Below are 21663 nucleotides of genomic sequence, written 5' to 3'. Positions count from 1 at the left end.
AGGGACGTTACGCAGAAGCCGAACCCCTGTTTCACCAAGCTTTAGAAATGAGAAAACGCTTGCTGGGTCAAGAGCATCCCGATGTGGCAACTAGCTTGAATAATCTAGCACTCCTATACAACAGGCAGGGACGTTACGCAGAAGCCGAACCCCTGTTTCACCAAGCTTTAGAAATGAGAAAACGCTTGCTGGGTCAAGAGCATCCCGATGTGGCAACTAGCTTGAATAATCTAGCAGGACTATACTGGGGACAAGGTGACATAAACCATGCTCTTAAGTTTTTTACACAAGGGCTAAAAGTTGAAGAACACAACTTAACTCTCAACCTAGCTGTGGGTTTCGAGCGACAGAAACGTGAGTACATCAATACTATCTCTGCTACCACAGATAGTAGCATTTCCCTACATCTAAATTTTGCCACTAAGAACCCAACGGCTACTACTTTAGCTCTGAATACGGTCTTACAGCGTAAAGGACGTATTTTAGATGTCCTCACCAATAGCCAGCAAATTCTGCGTCAACGCCTTGACTCAGAAAGCCAATCTCTATTAACGAATCTAACAAATACCCAAACTCAACTTGCCCATTTATTTTATAACCGACCAGAAACACTGCCTCTGGAGCAGTATCAAACTCAAGTTGCTCAACTCGAAACCCAAGCAAAACAACTAGAAGACCAACTCAGTCGCCGTAGTCAAGAATTCCGGACTCAGACCCAACCTGTCACCATTGAAACTATTCAAAAATTAATTCCTGGTGATGCAGCTTTGGTGGAACTAGTCCAATATCAACCCTTTAATCCCAAAGCAGCACCGGATAAACGCTTTGGGAAACCTCGTTACGCAGTATACATCCTCTCGGCAAAAGGAGAAACTAAAGGTAGGGACTTAGGCGATGCTGAAACAATTCAAAACACCCTAGAATTATTCCGCGATAATTTGCGAGATAAAGAAACTCCTATTACCCAAGTTAAAAAATCAGCTGGTGACTTAGATAAAATCCTCATGCAGCCAGTACGTAAACTCTTGGGTAATACTCGCAAAATTCTACTCTCTCCAGACAGCGCTCTTAACCTCATTCCCTTTGAAGCACTGGTAGACGAAAATAACCGCTACCTAGTTGAAAACTATTCTTTCACTTACCTCACCTCTGGGCGGGACTTGCTCAGACTACAAAACCATTCTCCCAGCCAACAGCCACCAGTCATCATTGCTGACCCTGACTTTAATAAACCTGGTGAAATAGTTGCACGTCAACCTAAGACCAGTAATTCACAAAATACTCGCTCTATTGACCTGTCACAAAAAATATTTTCTCCTCTTAAAGGTACGGCTGAGGAAGCCAAGGCAATTGCAAGCCCAAACCTATTAGGAGTGAAACCTCTGACAGGTACTAAGGCTACAGAAGGTGCAGTCAAACAAGTTAAAAGCCCCAGGATTCTGCATATCGCCACGCATGGTTTTTTTGAAAATGCCCCAGCAAACAAAGATAAAACCACACTTGATGATAATCCTCTATTGTTATCAGGATTAGTTTTTGCTGGCTTAAAACCGCGTCAAAGTGGCGGCGAAGATGGCATTCTCACTGCACTGGAAACAACTGCACTAAATCTAGTCGGTACAAAACTAGTTGTACTATCTGCCTGCGATACAGGTTTGGGAAACATTTCTGCGGGAGAAGGCATTTATGGTTTGCGTCGCGCTTTGGTAATTGCTGGCTCTGAAAGTCAAATGATTAGTTTGTGGAAAGTAGATGATGACGCTACCAAAGAGTTAATGGTTGCTTACTACAAAAAATTGCTAGACAATCAGGGGCGCAGTGAAGCACTACGCCAAACTCAATTAGATATGTTAAAAGGTGAGAAGTATCAGCATCCCTACTACTGGGCTGCGTTTATACCTTCTGGTGATTGGACATCGATGGATAAGTGAATTGGTTTTGAGCGTCAGGAGATAGCTCTATATTACCAACTCAATATGAGATAGAGTGCGATCGCCACTGAGTTTCTTTTTGTATTGTATTCAAATCATTGGGAGTTGCTTAGGGTTGCGATCGGCTCATTAGCTTGATTGCGATCGCATCTTTGCCGCACAGCAGAACTTTCCAAAATAATTTTGAACTTATGGAATTACTCAAAAGCTTTATCAGTAAAGGATTTAAAGAATTGTTCAACCGTTTTATTGGGGATTTTTGCTGAAAATCAAGTTTACTATAGAGAGTGAGCTTAAATTGTTTAACCGTTTTATTTTATCGACAACGGCAGATTAACTATTTGAACGGCAAGAATTGTTCAACCGAATTATTTGTCTACAAATATTTGTAGAGTATATAAAGTAGTTTCTAGATGTAGTCATTATATTATTACATCTGGGAACACTTTTTAATTGATGGACTAAGAAGCTGCTAGTTGCATGAGCCAAATTTAGTCACATAATTATCACTGATTTCACAATGTTCATTTTTGTATTCGGATACAAATAAATCAAGTGCGTTTGGTTTACGCATTAGCAGGTAAATCCCTGAGAATTGGCAAGCATACAATTCGTTTGGGTATTTCCGATATATGTTTGCTTCAACCTGCGGAGAAACTGTGATCGCACATTTTGGTATCAAAGAAAGTTCAACTCCATGACCAAATAAATCGCCAAATGAACTTTTAAATCTGCTACAATCCCTGATTGCTATTATTAAAAAAGGCTTAGTAATAATTAAATTTATGGTTATCAATTTCTTCTCTGTAAGGCTACCTCAATCTGAAAATATAAAGTTACATATCCTAGTAGAACGTAATGCTGAAGGAAATGTAATAGCTTCTGTCCTAGAATTTCCTAATACTCAAGTTGAAGCATCTACTCAAGAACAAGCTGTAGAAGAATTGAAAAAACTTTTGTCAACTCGTCTTGAGAAGATAGAAATTATTCCAGTAGAAATTCAATTACCTCAAAGCGAAGCAGAAAACCCCTGGATGAAATTTGCGGGTGTGTTTAAAGATGACGTGGATTTTGCGGAAATTGCGGATAATCTGAGAGCAGAACGTAACATAATAGATGAAGATTAACAGGCTGAGGTTTCTAGCCAGTTTGAGATAAAAGTATGAGTCTTTATATCCTTGACACAGACCATGTTTCGCTTTTACTTCAAGGAAACCAAACTGTTATATCTAAAGTTGCTCAAGTTTATCCCCATCTTGCCATTACCATTGTCACAGTTCAAGAAGTTTTTAACGGCTGGGTAGTCAAAATTAATGACCGGACTGAATCTGGCAACTTAGTAAACCTTTATACTAAACTGTGGACTACTCAAGAATATTTCAAAGGAGTCAGAATACTTAATTTTGACAATGCTGCTTATACTTGCTACCAGAGTTTACTTAGAGAAAACCAGCAACTAAATAAAAAAAGACTACAGAAAGATTTGCGAATAGCGGCAATTGCCCTTTCCATAAATGCAGTGATGGTTACTCGTAACCAAAAGGATTTCTCGCAAATTCCCAGTTTGGTGCTGGAGGATTGGACAAATTAAAACAGAAGAATTTTCACTACGATGAAAATACTACAATAAAGTAGTAACGCATCTAACCTCTGGAGTTCTAACAGTGGGCTTATTTGATGATTTGAGTCGGTTTCTAGAAAACCGTTTAGAGGAATTCTTGCGGAATAATCCACATTTGGAGTTGGAGGCGCTGTTAGAACAGCTGCGTCAGCAAGAGGAAGATACTTTAAAGTTGGTAGCAGATTTACAGTTACAAGAAAAGCGATCGCAAGAAGATATTCTCGCCACAGCGCAAGAAATCCAGCGTTGGCATATCCGAGTTCAAAAAGCCAAAAATGCTAATAGACAAGATTTGGTGGGGCCAGCAGAAGAGAGAGAAGCAGCTTTATTGCGTGAGGGTAATCAGCTTTGGGGACATATGCAAGGGCTAAAAGAACGCTTAGAGCAATCCAAAGAATTACTTGGTAAGATACAAGCTAGGCGGCAAGAAGTACAAACCAAAGCAGCACAAGCACAAACAGCACGGACTAAAGCCCAAACCCAACAACGTATAGAAACTAATGGTTGGTGGAATTCTACTACCAGTTCTAGTGGCGGATTTGATGATTTAGAAGAAAAGTTCCGCCGTTGGGAAACCCAAGATGAACTAGAGCAAATGAAGCGTAATTTGGGAAAATAAGTAAAAAATATCTACATAGAAGATAGTTTGGGGAGATATCCCATTATTCAATGGAGAAAGAAAATATTTTCAGGATTTAATTCCTTTAAATTGTTCTTTCGCCTTGGCAAAAGCTTCCTGCATAACAGATTGGATTTTTTGCGGGTCTGGTTTATTACCACCCATTAAATCGCCAAAGTAAACGCAGGCTGTCTCCCCTAAAGACCAGGTGTAAGCAGCTGCCCAAGATGCGGCGATCGCACTCCCAAATCCTGGTATAAATTTTACTAGTTCCCTTCCTATGGCTTGAGCTAAAAAACCACCGGCGATCGCACTCACAATACCACCTGCCTGGGATGGTGTGAGTGTTTGACCATATAATTTACCTAAAAGCGTCACCATCGATACTTGCAATGCAGTGAGTACAGGCATGGTAGCAAAGGGCAAGGGTACAGCCGCGAGTGCAGCAGCCATCACCGCAAATGATAAGGTGTAACGTCTGCCTGCATCCCTGTAAATATTGCCCAGTTTCTCACTTGTTTGCTTATCTAATAGCTGGTAAATAGCTTGGGCTTCTGCTTCTGGGAGGAGTTCTGCTAAATTATCTCTGAGGGCATCTAAGCCGTAAAATACAGGATTGTAACCATCTTCTTCTAGGGTAAAGTCGATCAGGAGTGAACGGTCATAAAGTCCTGTAAAAGCTGCCTGAATTGCAGCAAAAGCCCGGTTTACTTCCTCATAGTTTGGGGGATAATCTGGGTGATCCTCGACACCAGAGGGGTAAACTTCATGTAAACAAGTAACTGCGAGTAAACAGGGAATTTCTGGATATTTGCGCCGCAATTCTTGGGCAATTTGCCGCAAGGTATCAGTAGCGAAATCATTAATTTTCACTGTCAAAATCAGGACTCTGGCGCGGCTACTTTTTTCTTGTAAGTCTCCTATCAACTCTTGAATAACTGCCTGAGTTTCCTGGTTGATATCACCCAGCCCAACTGTATCAGTAAAAACTAGTAATGGCAGGTCGTTAGATGGATAGGCGTAGCGTTGGGTGTGTTGGGTGTGGGGACGAAAGCCTTGTCCGACAATCTCCGCAGAAACGCCTGTTAGCCCGCGCACAATGGAACTTTTACCTGCTTGTGGCTTGCCAATTAGCAAAGCCTCTGTAGTTGGCAGTTCCTGGCGTACCTTTTCTAAAATCTCGGCAACTTCGGCTTCACTCACACTAAACCACTGGACAAACTTCTGAGAAACCTGTTCCACTGGTAATCGCTGCACCACACTATCTGCTGCCTTTTTCCAGACACCAGTCACACGGTTTGCCCAATAATTATCGCCTCGCCTAGTCATTGCACTTGCTGGTTAAGTTACACCCTTTATATATTTTAATTTTGCATGACGGCATCTAATAAAACATCAGCACCAAAGCGGACGACATCAGTGCAGGGTAAACCAGTTTCTGCTATTGTGTGAGCGATCGCCTCTTTCGCTGCATACTCATCTAAGTGGGCAGTATTCAAAGCTATACCCACCACAGGCACAGTCCCAAACGCCCCGCCGCCACTGGCTACAGTTTCATACAGCCGAATTACTTCTGGTAATGGCGGGATGGGTACATGAGGATTATTGCCATTGTGAGTCTGTCCAGCGCGGTGTACTAGTACCAGTTGGGTGGGTTGGGAACCACGAATCAGAGGTAAGGTAGCGGTAGAACCAGGATGTAGTAAGGAACCTTGCCCTTCAATGTGCAAAATATCGTAGTTTTTGCCATAGCGCATCACCATCTGTTCCACTGCACCCGCCGCAAAGTCTACCCGCACCGCATCCAAGGCAACACCATCCCCTTCCAACATCACACCAGTCTGCCCAGTAGCCAAAAACTTAGAACGCCAACCCCGCAATTTTGCCGCCCAATGTAGTTCTAAACTGGTGGACATTTTGCCAATGGCCATATCTGTTCCCACCGTCAACACCCGCCGACAGGGTAAAGTCCGCGCTGCACCACTGGCGACTTCTAAATTAGCTGGTTCTTTGCGGACATCCCAAATCAATTGTCCTGGTTGGAGGAGGGCATTTAAATCGGGGATATTTGCCAAGGGGGTGTGTAAGCCATTCACCAATGACATCCCCGCTTCCAGCGCATTTTTCAGTTCTATCCAGTAATCATCAGGTATACCACCACCCTTGGGAGCAATACCAATAACTAAGATTTGGGGTTGATATTCCAAGGCGGCTGCTACCGATTTGACAATGGGTACATCCCGCTTAATTCCTGTGATTTCTCTTAAGGATTGGCCTGCACAGTTGCGGTCAATAACTGCGACAATGGGGGCTTCACTGTAGCGTAAAAGTGCTAGCCCTGTTTTGCCAATAGTTCCCGTAGTTCCTTCATGAAGCAGAATTGCTACTCGTTGATTAAGCGGCAGACGCACTATATTTTACCCCCAAGCCTGGTAAATCGTTTGGTAATACTCGCCCTTCTTTAAGTAATGCACCTGTAAAAGGATCATCGCTTAAGTTGAGGTGACTGTCTAAATCTAAATAATCAGCTAATGGTGCTAGTTGTGCCGCAGCTGTATTGGATAATGTACTGTCAGAATAGCAGCCGAACATGACTTGTAAACCACAAGCTTTGGCTGTGTGTACCATCCTTAGTGCCTCTGTTAAACCCCCAGATTTCATCAATTTAATATTGATGCCATCTACATAACTAGCTAAACGGGGAATATCTTTACTGTTAAAGCAACTTTCATCAACAAAAATCGGTAGGGGGGATTTTTCCTTGAGTTTGATTAAATCCTCTTCTCGTCCTCTAACTAGTGGCTGTTCAATATATTTAATACCTAAATCAGCCAGCCAATTGCACATTTCCACCGCATCTGACAAACTCCAACCGCCGTTGGCATCCACAAAAAACTCTTGTGCTGGTGCTTCTTGCTGCACAGCTAAAAGCATCTTCTTATCTGCTTCTATACCCTGCGGACTGCCCAACTTCACTTTCAACAGGCGAACATCGGTAAAATCTAACCAGTCTCTTGTCCGTATCCTGGCGGCTTCTGGTGTATCAATGCCAATGGTAACAGAAGTTGGTACTATAGCCTGGCGATCGAGTCCCCAGATTTGCCACAAAGGTAAACCCACAGATTTACCCAGCCAGTCGTGCATCGCCATATCTAAGGCTGCCCTGACTGCGGAAGGAACCTGATATTTGATAAAAACTTGCTCGACTTCCTGTCGCTGCAACGGGCTAAATGGTTCTAAGAATGGCACAATTTGCTGCAAGTAGTCTTTGATGACATTGGTTGATTGTCCATAATTACCCACACCAAACGGTGAAGCTTCGCCCCAGCCTTCGATGTCATTGTGTACAATCTTCACCCAGACATTTGTAGTTTTTGCCGTAGTGCCACGACTAATGGTCAAAGGAAATCTTTTATTGACCGTAAACAAAATGACTTCTACCTGCATAACAACGCTCAATCTTTGCTGAGAGCAAAAACAGTGTAAATACAAAGTTTAGCTTATTTGAGGTATCTGTTATACTTTTTTACATTCATCCTGAGTGGATAAAAGTTTATACCAATTCTCTATGAAGTTGCGCCAAATAAATGATGTAGAGACGTTGTATGCAACGTCTCTACAGTACAGAATAAAGTGCATCTATGGCTACGCCAGGCAAGCTACATCAAGAAACAGTATTAAAGATTAATTCGTAAATAAATGAATCTATGAGCAAATTACAAGAATGGCAAATATTAAACTCCAAAATGGTTTTAGATCATCCCTGGTGTCAAGTCAGGCAAGATGAAGTTAAATTACCAAGCGGTACAATAATAGATGATTATTTTGTCAATGTCAGACCAGATATTGTCCTAGTTTTGCCGATTACCGATAATAGAGAAGTTATATTTGTACGTCAATACAGACATGGGGTGGGAGATTTCTTTTTAGAACTGCCAGCCGGGAGATTTGATCCAACACAAGAAAGTGCTGAAGATGCAGGGTTGAGAGAATTGCAAGAAGAAACTGGTTATATTGCTCAACAATTAATCAAAATTGCCATACTATACGATAATCCCAGCAAAGACACTAATCAAATACATTTATTTCTAGCAGAAAATGTGGTTAAAGTTGGGGAGCAAAATTTAGATATTACAGAGGAAATAGAAATTATTTTAATTCCTCTTGAATCAGTTTTAGAAAAAATTACTCAAGGTGAAATTTCGGTAGCGGGAACTATTGCAGCTTTATTTCTAGGGTTGAATTTTATTACTGATAAGTAATTAACGTAATACCAATTAAAAAATCCGACAGATATATACGACTAGTATTTGATTTTTAAAATATAAGTAGGGTGGGCAATGCCCACCTTATCATGTTTGTGGTGGGCATTGCCCACCCTACAGATAATTAGAGAATTTTAATAATCAAATCTGATTCCTAAAGCTGATGAAAATACGATTATTTCACATACAAGATGCGGAACAGATAGCACTTTTATTCCACCAAACAGTACGTGAAGTTAATATCAGGGACTACTCGAATAATCAAGTAATAGCATGGGCCCCAGATAATATTCATTTTAGGGACTGGGCAAAAATTTGTTCAGAACGATTTACTTACGTTGCTGATGATCAAGGAGTGATTGCAGGTTTTGGCGAATTAGAGTTAAACGGACATATAGACTGCTTCTACTGCCATAAAAATTATCTGGGTATGGGCGTGGGCAGGAAAATTTATTCGGCAATTGAGACTAAAGCTGATGAATTAGGAATTAGTCGCTTGTACACCGAAGCCAGCATTACTGCCAAGTCGTTTTTCCTGCGTATGGGTTTCTCCATTATCAGAGAACAGCAGGTGGAACGTAGAGGAGAATATTTTATAAATTTCGCAATGGAGAAGTTTTTAATCTCTAGCTGATTAATTAGTTATTGAATGCTCATTTGAGTTTAGGCAGGAAAGTGTCAATCTTCCACCTCTTTACTAAAACTATAAATTTTCTGTGTTTCCAAATCGCTACCTACGGAGGAAGGTAATTTATCAGGTGAAATCGCTTGCCGGTCTAATTGGACTTGCAAATTACTGAGGGGATCGCTACCGGAAGAAATCAAGAATTCAATTTTCTGGACGTAAGGTAGGGTTGCGAGGTTATCGAGAATTGGCAAAATTGCTTGTAGGTAAGGATGACCGCTTTGGCTATACCAATCACAACTAGCGACTTTTTCTTGGTCGAAACCTAAGTGTACTATCAAGGATGGCTTATCGAAAAGAGCGATCGCCAATGGTCGGGCTTCTTCCTGCAACAATAAATCATAGCTTCTGACTAAATGCCGCAGCTTCTCTAAACGTTCATAGCGTTTTGTTACCAATTGTGGGTCATCTTGCCAGTGAATAGCTACAGTTACGAGGTAAGTCTGCAACAGCATATGACCGAGTTTTTTCGCCTTGGTCGCCAAGTAGTAAGAATTATAATCGTTGGCTTCAATGAGTAATGGCACGCGGTCAACCACTTCCAACCCATACCCCTTAACCCCGGCAATTTTCCGGGGATTGTTGGTAATCAGGCGGATCTTTTTCACACCCAAATCCATGAGCATTTGCGCTCCCATGCCATAGTCACGCAAATCTGCGGGGAAACCCAAGCGCTCGTTAGCTTCCACTGTATCCAGTCCCATATCCTGTAAGGAGTAGGCTTTGAGTTTGTTAATTAACCCAATCCCCCGTCCTTCTTGCCGTAGGTAGACAACCACACCTTGACCCGCAGTTTCAATCATTTTCAAGGCAGCTTGTAACTGCATCCGACAATCGCAGCGCAAAGAACCCAAAGCATCACCTGTTAAACATTCTGAGTGCATCCGCACCATCACAGGTTCATCTCGAAAATTCTCTGGATTGCCCTTGACAATAGCAACGTGTTCTGTATTGTCGAGGGTGTGACGATAGGCGTAGATGTCAAATTGACCGAATTGGCTGGGTAGTTTGGTAATTACTTCACGATATACCAGGCGATCGTGTTGTAGGCGATAACTAATTAAATCGGCAATACTAATAATTTTCAGGTCGTGGTGTTTGGCATATTCAATTAACTGCTGTAACCTTGCCATTGAACCATCGGGGTTTTGAATTTCACAAATCACCCCAGCCGGGTATAGTCCAGCCAAGCGAGATAAATCAACAGCCGCCTCTGTATGTCCAGCCCGTTTCAGCACCCCGCCAGCTTTAGCCCGTAAAGGAAAAATATGACCAGGACGACGCAAATCTGAAGGCTTGGTGGCTGGGTTGAGTGTGATTTGAATTGTCCGCGCCCGGTCTTCGGCTGATATACCAGTAGATACGCCTAAATGAGGGCTAGCATCAATACTGACAGTAAAAGCTGTTTGGTTGGGGTCGGTGATATTTGTCACCATCAATGGTAGGTCGAGTTCATCGAGGCGATCGCCTGTCATGGCTAAACAAATCAACCCTCTTGCTTCCACTGCCATAAAATTAATCATGTCAGGTGTGGCGAATTGAGCAGCACAAATCAAATCGCCTTCATTTTCTCGATTTTCATCATCTACCACTACAATGGCACGACCAGCTTTTAAATCTGATAAGGCAGCATCAATAGAATCAAACATAAACTTTTCGGTTGAAGAGGCAAATATCTGAGGAACAACACCCGTGCCAAGGTTCTCCCCATTTAGGGGATTAGCGGAGGACTGCTGTGTATTTTTAGGTTGTGACACAGAGGATTTTGAGCCAGGGATAGTAAATTTTCTTAACAATTTCTTATTCTAAATTGTAGCTCCTTTATACGACGGAGATATAGACTAGCAATGTTTTGATAACAAGGAGAAATTTCTGTCACTAAAATGCCCTTGGTTTAACTTGTATATCTTTTCGTGTTGGCTGTTCATAGTTGACGGTTAACTGTGAACAAACCATACTTACTAGAGTCCCTGAGTGCTGAGTTCCGAGGGCAACACTAAAGATTAGAGGTTATGATTTTTGGCTCAAAACTCAAAATTCTGCACATGGCTCAACCTCAGCTACTGCTAACGGAACTCAGTATACATAACTCATCACTCACCATAAGTTCTATAGTTAATAGCTGATCACAGATTCACCAAAAGCGGATAAGGATTTGATAACATGGGCAATTTTGGGCGCGTACCCGTTGGGATTGTTGGCGCGTCAGGCTATGGTGGGGTACAGTTAGTCCGATTACTGATGGATCATCCAGAAGTTGAACTAGTTTATTTAGGTGGTGAGAGTAGTGTAGGTAAATCTTTTGCATCTCTCTACCCCCATTTAGCTCATGCAGTTAAATTATCAATTGAAGAAGTAGACCCAGAAGTTATTGCGCGTCGCTGCGAAGTGGTATTTCTCTCGATGCCAAATGGTCTAGCTTGTCAAATTGTGCCAACATTGTTGGAAAAAGGCTGTAAAGTACTGGATTTGAGTGCAGACTATCGATTCCGTAACTTGACAACTTACACCACTTGGTATGGTGTGGAAAGGAGCGATCGCCCGACAGCCGACACCGCCGTATATGGTTTACCTGAACTTTATCGCGATCGCATCTCCGAAGCCCAATTAGTCGGTTGTCCCGGTTCCTACCCCACAGCTAGCCTCTTAGCATTATCACCACTGTTAAAACAAGGGTTAATCGTCCCGGAAACCGCTATTGTTGACGCTAAATCTGGCACATCTGGCGGCGGGAGGGAAGCCAAAACTTATTTATTACTAGCAGAAGCAGATAATTCTCTCGCCCCTTATAGTGTCGTCCGTCACCGTCACACACCAGAAATCGAGCAAATTTGTAGCGATTTAGCAGGACACGAAGTGACAGTCCAATTTACGCCACATCTCATCCCCATAGTGCGCGGAACCTTAGCAACTGTATATGCTACCCTCCGCGACCCCGGTTTAGTCGGTGATGATTTAACTACTATTTATACAGCATTTTACCGTAATTCCCCTTGGATAAAAGTCTGTGAAAGTGGCATTTATCCCCAAACCAAATGGGCTGCGGGCAGTAATCTTTGTTATATCGGTGTAGAAGTTGACCCGCGTACTGGCCGGGTAATTGTCATGTCAGCCATTGACAACCTGATTAAAGGCCAAGCGGGTCAAGCAATTCAGTGTCTCAACATTATGATGGGTTGGGATGAGACATTGGGTTTACCAAAGATGGGGTTTTATCCGTGATTGGGTATTGGGTATTGGGTAAAGAGGATTTAATTTGTCCCCAGTCCCCAGTCCCCAGTCCCCAGCCCCTATTTCGGCCCTAAACCCACAGCCCCAGCATAAACAGCGCGATCGCCTAATTCATCTTCGATACGTAGCAAGCGGTTGTATTTGGCTACCCGTTCACTACGACAGAGGGAACCAGTTTTGATTTGACCTGCACGGGTAGCAACGGCTAAATCAGCAATGGTGGTGTCTTCTGTTTCACCAGAACGATGGCTAATGACTGAACGGAAACCGTTACGAGTTCCTAAGTCGATGGTTTCTAGGGTTTCAGTCAAGGAACCAATTTGATTGAGTTTAATCAAAATGGCGTTACCTGCTTTTTCTTGGATGCCTTTTTGTAAGCGGGTAGCGTTTGTTACAAACAAGTCATCACCAACCAACTGCACCCGTGAACCAATTTTCTGGGTGAGTAATTGCCAATTTTGCCAATCTTCTTCGTGTAAGCCATCTTCAATGGACACAATTGGGTATTGATCAACCAACTGCCCTAAGTAATCGATAAACTCTGTCGGTGCATGGGGTCTACCATCATAGACATATTGGCCTTCCTTGTAAAATTCACTAGCCGCCACATCTAACGCCAGGGCTACTTGTTCCCCTGGCTTGTATCCTGCTTTTTCAATGGCTGCAACTAGCAATTCCAAGGCTACCTGATTGGACTCCAAGTTAGGTGCAAAACCACCTTCATCGCCTACACCTGTCAGCAAGCCCTTGTCATGCAGCACTTCACTGAGGGTAGCAAATACCTCAGCACCCCAGCGCAGGGCTTCCCGGAAGGAAGTTGCACCTACAGGAACGATCATAAACTCTTGGAAATCTACGTTATTAGCAGCGTGCGCCCCACCGTTAATTACGTTCATCAAAGGCACAGGCAACAAATTCGCCAAAGGGCCGCCTAAGTAACGATATAGGGGAATCCCCAAAGATGCTGCCCCAGCTCTAGCAGCTGCCAAAGAAACGGCTAAAATCGCATTTGCACCCAAATTTGATTTGTTACCAGAACCATCAAGGGCAATCATCGTCCGGTCGATGAGTTCTTGGTTAATAGCATCCAAATCAATTAACTTTGGGGCTAGTACTTCATTCACGTTGTGTACAGCCTTGAGTACCCCTTTACCGCCGTAACGGCTTTTATCTTTGTCTCTGAGTTCATGGGCTTCAAATGTGCCTGTAGAAGCGCCGCTAGGGACTTGTGCCAAGCCGACAGCACCGCTTAATAAATGTACTTCCGCTTCTATTGTTGGTCTACCGCGTGAGTCGAGAATTTCGCGGGCGACAATTGCCTCAATGGCTGTATCGACAATATTACTCATTGATCTATTCGTCTCCTTCTTACCGTTGATCGCACACAATCGAATGCTTCAACCCCATCGCTAGCATAGGCGCTGAGGCGACTTATTGGCTGAGATTAAATGAAGATTTCCAAAGATTGGGTACATCTATGCCCAATGCACGGACTTTGGATTTTGAATTATTTTTTGGCCAATAGTCAATAGCCAACAGTTAATAGTCAATTTTTTTACTGGAGACAATTCTGACAGCGAGTAAAATCGATCACAGTCAAATGAGGAATACTCATGAAATTTACTTTAAAAGCGATCGCCTTTTTTACTGGTCTGGCTATGTTCGGGGAAGCGGCAAATGCTGTCCAATTAGGTCTACCCCAGCAGCCCCCTAATCATGGTACCAGCATCAGTCAGGCTACAGAACCTTTAGATTTATCTTTGCTGGCGAAAAGTGTTACCAATCTCTTACAAAGCGATCGCCATCAAACTGATTCTCAGATAGAATTTAGAGTCGGCAGTAAAGGTACTGAGACGACAATTTACCTGCAAAGCAAAATGATTACCCAGTCAGGGAAAAAGTTTCGAGCTGAAGTTGCTTATACAAAGCCAGGAGAAGCTGCCAAAACTGGTAACTTAGTTATTTCTGACGGTAAACAAGTGTGGATTTATCGCTCCGATTTGCGACAATATTCCGTTACTTCCTATCAAGATTTTAAAGACTCCAGCGACTGGGTTTTAATTGGTATCTCCTCCTTTGTTTTTTTAGATTTCCCAGAGGAAGATAGAAAAGTTGTTGTTGATGGCAACTTATCAGACAAAAACGTTTTGGGATACCTTGGCTTAGCTAGTAACAGCGAACTCAAGGGAGAAACACGTAACTTTGATGGTCAAACAGCTTACGTGTATGACTACAAAGACCCAAAAGACGGATTTACATTAAGCGCCTTTGTCAATCCTGAAACAGCTATTCTCAGCCAGGTACAATTAGCCGGCAAATCAGACGATTTAGATATTCTCTTAACCGAAAAAATCTTAAGTAAAACGGTAAATCCTACTATCAATGCCAATACTTTCCGATTTTCACCACCTAAAGGTACTCAAAGAGTGAAAACCCTCTCTATTAGCCCCTTGTGAGATGACTGGGGATTGGGGACTGGGGACTGGGGACTGGGGACTGGGGATTGGGGACTGGGGACGAAATTTACTCCCTACACCCCTACACCCCTACACCCCTCATTTTGTAACAACGGAAAGAAATGTCCTACCGGCCCTTGTCCTTGCCCAATATCGAGGGAGTAAGTGAGTGCAGTAGTGACATATTCCTTGGCCTGGGTTACAGCTTGGTGTAAATTTTGACCTTTGGCTAGATTGGAGGCGATCGCAGCTGATAAAGTACAACCAGTACCGTGAGTATTTTTGGTATCTACCTGCTTTGTTGTCAGGGTTTCTAGATGTTGTCCATCAAACCAAATATCCACACCACGGGCATTTCCCTGCATCCCTCCACCCTTGACTAACACAGCTTTTGCTTTTAAATTGCGGTGAATTACTTGAGCTGCTGCCCTCATATCATCTAGGGTATTTATCGGTAAACCGCTTAAAATTTGGGCTTCATACCTGTTGGGTGTAATTATCGCCGCCAGAGGAATTAGTTGCTGGCGCAGGGTCTTGATAGCATCATCATCAATTAATTGCGCCCCAGTCCGTGAAACCATTACCGGGTCAACTACTAAGTTATTTATTCCTAAAGCTTCCACTTGCTGGGCGACAGTAGCGATAATTCCTTGATTGAGCAACATACCAGTTTTCGCCGCCTGTACACCAATATCCTCCACAACGGCTTGTATTTGGGCTGCAACTGCCTCCGGCGACATAGCATCAACTCTGGCTACTCCCAGGGTGTTTTGTGCCGTGACGCAGGTGATAGCACTAGTACCGTGGACACAATAAAAGGCAAAGGTGCGTAAATCAGCTTGAATTCCCGCACCACCGCCGCTATCGGAACCGGCAATGGTTAATGCAACGGGAACCCTGGATATTGTTTCAGCATTCATAAGCGCAGATTACTGACGAGATGGTAGTTCCTTGGCTACTGCTGCCAAAGGGTTTGGTTGAGGGTTTTGGGGTCTAGTTTGGGGTATAACCGTAAGATAAGGCTTTAGCCCAGTATCATCTACCCAACCAGAGTAATATTTTACCTTGGTAGATTTTGCAGACAAATCGAGTAATTCTAAATCACCGCGCATTGTATTCCAATTGATGGGAACCTCCGGTTGCAGTTGACCAGAACCAATACCCCTTGGGCCGCCACCAGATAAATTGAGAGAAACTTCATCAAAACCGCGTACAAAACGTTCTCCGTTCCAATTCCACTCAACACCAGGCCAATCAACGGATGGTTTTCCTGGCGGTAGAGAACGCGGAAACTGATAAGTACTTGCGCCTTCTTCTAACTCCACAGTGAAGCCTGGAGAATATCTCACCTCATAACGTCCTTTTTGAGTCTGATAGTTGACGGGACTCCACCATAAAACCTCAATATCATCCCCGCTAGATAAAGAAGCGGCTGGTGTTTTATTGGTTAGGGCGCTGTAAATTGGTAGTTGCTGGGGTAGTTTAGCCATTGCGGCAAATCGCCAACAATTCCAACTTTCAGGATTATTGGCAGTTTCCCACTTAACTTGACAAACACCGTTGGCAGTACTAACCCAAAGTTTGTCATTTTCTAATCTAAGTTTGTCAGGAATTGCCCCGACAATTGGGCTGTTATTGACAGTGTAAGCAGTTAAAGAACCTCTATTAGGATTTTGTGAATCTGGGCGATAAGCCACCAGTCCTTGAGATGGAATGTAGAGATTTCCTTCACCACTAATATTAGTACCCATCCAAAATGTAGGGTTATTAGGTTCGCCAGTGATGGCTAAATCAGTAATTTGAGTAAACCACAGTGCTTCTGGTTGAATGATGTTAAATTTATCGGTTTTTGGGTCATAACTGACGATAGTAGCAATACCGTTATTGCCCTCGCCTTGTTCAAAGGCAACTGACCACCAAATACGGTCATTGTAAACACTAGTAGATGTAATTCGAGGGAAGCCTAATTGATTTCCTGCCGCAGAATATCCCGCCTTGACTGCTATTTCTTGTAAATCTTTTAGTGTATATAAAGTTTGTCTTTGGGTATTTTGATTGTTGGGGTTAATTAACTCAAAAACAACTGCATCTTTCGTGGGGTCTGTTACATCCGGTCGAGAAATATTATTGTTTTCTCCCAAGGTGAACTGTGGTTGTCTAACGACTCGATACTGATATGTTTTACCTTGGAAATCAATATTTTTAAATTTTGGATTTACCAATTCTTGTGCAAATGTGGCGTAATTATTTTCTGGTTGTAGTTCCTTGGGTAAAGTCCCAGATTGGACTGTCCAATTATTATTACCGCGACAGAAAACAAAATCCTGTTTTAAAGTCTGAAACTTAACTGTGTCACCATCAGCGACAATATTGCGGATGTGAAAATCAAATCTATCGTAGAAACCCTCATTTGTATTGGGTGCAGGCAAAGAAACGACTTGTGCCTGGGGACAGTTTTCTATTTTAGCGTTAATATTATTTGCTGCTTGAGAGTTACTGTCAATATTAGTAGTGCAACCACTCAGAAAGAAAATAATACCAAAACCCAGAATCTTGGCTCGCATAAATTATTACCCTGCAATTATATATCATTGCCGTGAATGAGCTTTAATATTAACTACGCGATCGCCTGATGATTTTTCTGAATTATGCTCAGTGATTACTGATAAATTAGACCACAAAGATAGAAATATAAAAACTTATAATTTCCCCATTACATTAACGACTATATAATGATTAATTTTGTTCCTCTGGTAATTTTTGTAAGACCCCCCGCAAAAACTTACCCCATTCTGCGGCTAAAGGAATTTCTGTAAATGGAACTAATACCGAACTAGCAGACTCAGCAAAATTAAACTTGAGTTCGATAGAACGACCCTTCTCTGGTGGTGCATCTAAATTTACGACTTCATTATTTACTACAAGTTGAATCTCTTGTACATCAAGTAGAGAAAAAGTTTGCAGTTGAATTAAACCCTTTGCTGTAGGTTTACCCCAAGTAATATCCTTACCTTTTTGACCCAATACGGCGTAGATATCATATTTAGCCCGATCAAATTGCTCTGCCCAAATACGATAAGCTTCGACTTTTTGATATTCTTTTGAGCCTTGCCAAGCTAACCAGAAAAAGATGATTAACAGTGGCAACCAGAAAAGACCACGTTCCATTGTTTAAATACTCCTATGTGCAAGATTTAACTACAAACATTTAAGTAGATGACAAAGTACACCAATCAGGGACGCAGATAGGTTATCGTAGTGAGCAATAACTGGCAAAAAGCGTGATGAGTTGATATGAGAAGACTTATATTATTGTGCTTGTTTGTCATCGGGCTGGTATCTGCTGTATTTGGTTTCCTGAGTTTTCAGGGACTAGCAGCTAAAGGCGAATTCGAGACAATTTTGTTAGATTTTCGAGAAGATATTCCAGCCGAGGTGATCAAACAGGATTTACAAGCGATCGCTCAACAATACAACGTTACACCCCAATTAGATAATAAATTCTCAGAACAAGATCATGTTTATATTATCAAAGGCGATCGCCAGCGACTCAAAGCGTTACAAAAATCGTCCTTTGCTAAAGCCACAGAAATTATTGAGCCGAATTATGTCTATAAGCTGACTCCACCAGCCAAACCAGTTTGGTTAGGAGAAATCTTAGGAAACGAACAAAGGCAAGAGTTTAACCCCTCCTTAATTGGCCCCAACGACGAATATTACAGCAAACAGTGGAACCTCCACAAAATTGGTGTAGAAGGCGCTTGGACTCAAACCAAAGGTAGTGGCGTAACCGTAGCAGTCATCGACACAGGTGTTACCCAGGTGCGTGACTTAAAAGAAACCAAATTTGTTCAAGGCTACGATTTTGTCAACGATAGAGTAGAAGCCACAGATGACAACGGACACGGTACTCACGTCGCCGGTACAGTCGCCCAAGCTACCAACAATAAATATGGGGTAGCTGGAGTTGCTTACGAAGCCAGCCTCATGCCCTTAAAAGTATTGAGTGCTTACGGTGGTGGAACCGTTGCTGATATTGCCGAAGCCATTAAATTTGCTGCTGACAAAGGCGCAGATGTGATTAATATGAGCCTGGGAGGCGGTGGTGAAAGCCAATTACTCAAAGATGCTATCAACTATGCCCATAACAAAGGCGTAGTCATTATTGCGGCTGCGGGTAATGAAAACGATAGTTCTGCTTCCTACCCCGCCCGTTATCCCCATGTAATTGGTGTTTCCGCTTTTGGCCCCGACGGCGAAAAAGCCCCCTATTCTAACTTTGGTGCTGGCGTTGATATTTCTGCCCCTGGTGGGAGTGATGCAGGTGCAATTCTGCAAGAAACTATCAACGAACAAGGCGAAGGCGTGTTCCTGGGACTCCAAGGAACAAGTATGGCTGCACCCCACGTTGCTGGTGTCGCTGCTTTAATTAAAGCTAGTGGTGTAAAAGAACCAGACGCAATTTTAGAAGTACTCAAACAGTCAGCACGGGTAATTCAAGACGATGGCTTGAACTACTACGGTGCTGGACAACTCAACGCCGAAGCCGCAGTTAAATTAGCAGCCCAAGGACAAATCAGCTTCCAAGATTTCTTCCGTTGGTTGCGAGATAACGGCTATCTCAACCCCCGTTTCTGGTTTGATGGTGGTGCTGTAGCCCTATTACCCAAAATCTTAATGGTGGTTGGTTCCTACCTATTAGCTTGGTTTTTACGGGTTTACCTCCCCTTCCCTTGGAGTTGGTCTTTATCCAGTGGCTTGATTTTTGGTAGTTCTGGTCTATTCTTCCTCAAAGGAATCTATATTTTTGACCTACCCCAATGGCCATTCCGAGTTTTGGGTAGTTCCATTCCCGAATTAGGTAACACTTTACAGGGAAGCAGTGCTTTAAACCCCGTGTTTGCCAGTGTGTTGATTCCGATTTTGTTAATAGCTTTACTATTAGGTCATCCTAGTGGGAAATGGTTTGCCATCGGTTCAACTTTAGGTGTAGCGGCTTGTTTAACCGTCAGTGCAGTTTTAGACCCAACAGTTTGGGGCTTCAATGATGTGAACTTAGCGCGTATATTCCTCATTATCAATGCCTTACTCTGTTATGCACTCGCTCGTTTAGCATTGAAGAACGAAGAGAAAACAGCGTAGAAAGGAGTGGGGTAAGAAAGTAGACAAGTACTATGCCCTCTTACCCTCCTCATTTCCCCTATTCCCCAATCCCCAACTTTTATGAGTATCACAGTCACAGGCAAAATCGAGCGCCGTAATCTTGGTACTGGCGCATGGGCGTTAGTCTCAGACGACGGCGTTACTTACGAAATTCTCAGAGGCGCAGACAAAGAATTACTCAAGGCTGGACAAAAAGCCAAGGTAAAAGGACAAGTACGCGAAGATGTCATGACTATCGCCATGATTGGCCCTGTCCTAGAAGTAAAATCTTTTGAAGTTCTAAGTGATGAGTAATGAGTGCTGAGTGAAGTATCTTCCTCACCCCTCTCATTTCCCCTACACCCTTACCCCCCTAAACCCCTACACCCCTAACTACTACTAGAATCAAGAACCTGCTGTAAGCGAGTTCTAAATTCACCTTTGGGATGACCTCCTTTAACTTCACCGATAATATTGAATTCTCCTTCGGAAGACTCGCAAATAATATAAGTAGGCCATCCCATTTCGGATTTATCGGGATACTGAGTCAGCAAAATCTTGCGATACTTACGATAAGCCGCCGTATCCTGCATTTTGACATCAATAAATTGTAAGCCCAGTTCTTCAGCCACTTTTTGGTCATAGAAAGCCATTTTGTGGCAGATGCCGCACTCTTCGGAGGAAAACTTAATGACAGCTAAACTCATGTAGCTCTGTGTCTCTTGTTGATCTAGCTAATATTATTCAGCATAGCGCTTAGGCTACAGACATTAAACTGTTACAGGTGTAAAAGTAAAATTTCTAGAGAAAAATTAAAATTTTGAGAGAATCTAGACATGAGTGCTGAGATATGCTCTCTCTGCACAAAAATCATCACTACTTGTGAACTAATATATAGAAATCAACTGGATTGATGGTAGAGTATACCAACGCATCACTCAAATAGGGTATTTTCTATCAAATTCCAGAGCGATCGCAGTCGCAAAATAAGTGATCAAAAGGGTAGCATTTTTTTAGATTACTTATTTTATTTAAAAATAGCGAAAGTAAGTTATAATTCCTAAGACTCAAGAAATTCTAGTTAAAAGATGGTGACATTCATCGCAATAGTACTCCATCCGCGCTAGAATATAACTCCAATCTTGAGCTAAACTGTAGCCCTAAGCAACTACCAATCCATAGGGCAAGCAACCTAAAGGTTGATGAAAAAAGCTCCTACCTACTATTAACCAAACAGGGGAGTTAGTTATCAAGGTGCATCTACCAATCACCAGTTAGTATTAACCAAACTAGGGAGTTAGTTATCGAGGTGCATCTACCAATTAATTGTTCTATTTTGAATTACAGTCTTCCGGATAAATTGCATCAAAGGTGTGCTGTGGTTCATTTCCAATAAAAAACCCCTAGTGGTGGCAGCCAGCTAGGGGAGTTAGTTATCAGGGTGCATCTACCAATTAATTGTTCTCTGATTCAACAGGATGTTCCGGATGAAATTGTCACAAATGAAGTTGCTTTTTTTCACAAAAAAAGCCCTTACAAGTGGCAGCCACTGGGGAGAGTTATTTATTAGGGTACGTTCATCAAAATAATCGGTTTTGCATCAGCAATCAGTATATTTTCAACAATCTTATGATCAATGAAGTTACTGATTGCTAAATATAAAAAAAGCCCCCAGTCGGTGTTAGCCAGCTAGGGGAGTTAGTTATCAGGGTG

The 21663-nt window shown here is 42.5% G+C and carries 20 protein-coding genes; 11 read left to right on the top strand and 9 right to left on the bottom strand.

The window, feature by feature from the left end; all coding sequences use genetic code 11:
* The 5 genes from ACM5QX_RS27905 to ACM5QX_RS27885 form a co-directional block, all read left to right on the top strand.
* Positions 1-1931: CHAT domain-containing protein (locus tag ACM5QX_RS27905; RefSeq protein ID WP_414756479.1), on the top strand; the 1931-nt coding region annotated here is incomplete at its 5' end.
* Between the two features lie 534 nt (positions 1932-2465).
* Positions 2466-2594 carry a type I-MYXAN CRISPR-associated protein Cas6/Cmx6 gene (locus ACM5QX_RS27900; RefSeq protein ID WP_414756481.1) on the top strand — a complete coding sequence of 43 codons (129 nt, stop codon included), beginning with the start codon at positions 2466-2468 and terminating at the stop codon, positions 2592-2594.
* Positions 2595-2716: 122 nt separating this feature from the next.
* Positions 2717-3058 (top strand): hypothetical protein, encoded by a 342-nt coding sequence (locus tag ACM5QX_RS27895; RefSeq protein WP_414756478.1) that lies wholly within the window; start codon positions 2717-2719, stop codon positions 3056-3058.
* A 35-nt stretch (positions 3059-3093) separates the two neighbouring features.
* Positions 3094-3522, top strand: coding sequence for a type II toxin-antitoxin system VapC family toxin (locus ACM5QX_RS27890; RefSeq protein ID WP_414756477.1), 429 nt, complete (start codon positions 3094-3096; stop codon positions 3520-3522).
* Positions 3523-3595: 73 nt separating this feature from the next.
* Positions 3596-4171 (top strand): TIGR04376 family protein, encoded by a 576-nt coding sequence (locus tag ACM5QX_RS27885; protein ID WP_414756476.1) that lies wholly within the window; start codon positions 3596-3598, stop codon positions 4169-4171.
* Positions 4172-4240: 69 nt separating this feature from the next.
* Here the strand turns inward: ACM5QX_RS27885 and ACM5QX_RS27880 are convergent, their stop codons facing one another.
* The 3 genes from ACM5QX_RS27880 to ACM5QX_RS27870 are packed head-to-tail and all read right to left on the bottom strand — an operon-like array spanning position 4241 to position 7618.
* On the bottom strand, positions 4241-5500 hold the full coding sequence (locus ACM5QX_RS27880) for a GTPase family protein (protein WP_414756475.1): 1260 nt from the start codon (positions 5498-5500) through the stop codon (positions 4241-4243).
* A 35-nt stretch (positions 5501-5535) separates the two neighbouring features.
* Positions 5536-6582 carry a DUF1611 domain-containing protein gene (locus tag ACM5QX_RS27875; protein ID WP_414756474.1) on the bottom strand — a complete coding sequence of 349 codons (1047 nt, stop codon included), beginning with the start codon at positions 6580-6582 and terminating at the stop codon, positions 5536-5538.
* Positions 6566-7618 (bottom strand): dipeptide epimerase, encoded by a 1053-nt coding sequence (locus ACM5QX_RS27870; RefSeq protein WP_414756473.1) that lies wholly within the window; start codon positions 7616-7618, stop codon positions 6566-6568. Before ACM5QX_RS27870 ends, ACM5QX_RS27875 begins: the two co-directional genes overlap by 17 nt.
* A 260-nt stretch (positions 7619-7878) precedes the next feature.
* On the opposite strand from ACM5QX_RS27870, the gene ACM5QX_RS27865 reads away from it, so the two are divergent.
* A complete protein-coding gene (locus ACM5QX_RS27865) occupies positions 7879-8433 on the top strand; it encodes an NUDIX hydrolase (RefSeq protein WP_011320230.1) in 555 nt (184 codons plus the stop codon).
* A gap of 166 nt (positions 8434-8599) precedes the next feature.
* Positions 8600-9070, top strand: a complete 471-nt coding sequence (locus ACM5QX_RS27860; protein WP_414756472.1) for a GNAT family N-acetyltransferase — start codon at positions 8600-8602, stop codon at positions 9068-9070.
* A gap of 44 nt (positions 9071-9114) precedes the next feature.
* On the opposite strand, the gene ribBA is transcribed toward ACM5QX_RS27860, so the two are convergent.
* Entirely contained in the window at positions 9115-10797 is a 1683-nt protein-coding gene (gene ribBA / locus ACM5QX_RS27855; RefSeq protein WP_414756480.1) for a bifunctional 3,4-dihydroxy-2-butanone-4-phosphate synthase/GTP cyclohydrolase II, read from the bottom strand.
* Positions 10798-11284: 487 nt separating this feature from the next.
* On the opposite strand from ribBA, the gene argC reads away from it, so the two are divergent.
* Positions 11285-12343 (top strand): N-acetyl-gamma-glutamyl-phosphate reductase, encoded by a 1059-nt coding sequence (gene argC / locus ACM5QX_RS27850; protein ID WP_011320233.1) that lies wholly within the window; start codon positions 11285-11287, stop codon positions 12341-12343.
* A gap of 68 nt (positions 12344-12411) precedes the next feature.
* On the opposite strand, the gene eno is transcribed toward argC, so the two are convergent.
* Positions 12412-13701 carry a phosphopyruvate hydratase gene (gene eno / locus ACM5QX_RS27845; RefSeq protein WP_414756471.1) on the bottom strand — a complete coding sequence of 430 codons (1290 nt, stop codon included), beginning with the start codon at positions 13699-13701 and terminating at the stop codon, positions 12412-12414.
* A gap of 264 nt (positions 13702-13965) precedes the next feature.
* Between eno and ACM5QX_RS27840 the strand changes: the two genes are divergently transcribed.
* Entirely contained in the window at positions 13966-14808 is an 843-nt protein-coding gene (locus ACM5QX_RS27840) for a LolA family protein (RefSeq protein ID WP_414756470.1), read from the top strand.
* A gap of 74 nt (positions 14809-14882) precedes the next feature.
* Here ACM5QX_RS27840 and thiD read toward each other — a convergent pair whose 3' ends face one another.
* The 3 genes from thiD to ACM5QX_RS27825 form a co-directional block, all read right to left on the bottom strand.
* On the bottom strand, positions 14883-15728 hold the full coding sequence (thiD, locus tag ACM5QX_RS27835) for a bifunctional hydroxymethylpyrimidine kinase/phosphomethylpyrimidine kinase (RefSeq protein ID WP_414756469.1): 846 nt from the start codon (positions 15726-15728) through the stop codon (positions 14883-14885).
* A gap of 9 nt (positions 15729-15737) precedes the next feature.
* Complete coding sequence (locus ACM5QX_RS27830) at positions 15738-17372, bottom strand: hypothetical protein (protein ID WP_414756468.1); 1635 nt, start codon at positions 17370-17372, stop codon at positions 15738-15740.
* 172 nt (positions 17373-17544) lie between these two features.
* Complete coding sequence (locus ACM5QX_RS27825; RefSeq protein ID WP_414756467.1) at positions 17545-17976, bottom strand: hypothetical protein; 432 nt, start codon at positions 17974-17976, stop codon at positions 17545-17547.
* 126 nt (positions 17977-18102) lie between these two features.
* On the opposite strand from ACM5QX_RS27825, the gene ACM5QX_RS27820 reads away from it, so the two are divergent.
* Together ACM5QX_RS27820 and ACM5QX_RS27815 are read left to right on the top strand one after the other, a co-directional pair.
* Positions 18103-19950, top strand: coding sequence for a S8 family peptidase (locus ACM5QX_RS27820; protein WP_414756466.1), 1848 nt, complete (start codon positions 18103-18105; stop codon positions 19948-19950).
* Between the two features lie 81 nt (positions 19951-20031).
* A complete protein-coding gene (locus tag ACM5QX_RS27815; protein WP_010997694.1) occupies positions 20032-20265 on the top strand; it encodes a hypothetical protein in 234 nt (77 codons plus the stop codon).
* A gap of 74 nt (positions 20266-20339) precedes the next feature.
* Here the strand turns inward: ACM5QX_RS27815 and ACM5QX_RS27810 are convergent, their stop codons facing one another.
* Entirely contained in the window at positions 20340-20657 is a 318-nt protein-coding gene (locus ACM5QX_RS27810; RefSeq protein ID WP_414756465.1) for a thioredoxin family protein, read from the bottom strand.
* Between the last annotated feature and the right edge of the window lie 1006 nt (positions 20658-21663).

The sequence above is a fragment of the Anabaena sp. CCY 9910 genome (assembly GCF_963920875.1).
In the GTDB taxonomy this organism is placed as follows: domain Bacteria; phylum Cyanobacteriota; class Cyanobacteriia; order Cyanobacteriales; family Nostocaceae; genus Trichormus; species Trichormus variabilis.
The sequence above is the reverse complement of the archived record's forward strand: the minus strand, read 5'-3'. Positions and strand labels throughout refer to the sequence as shown.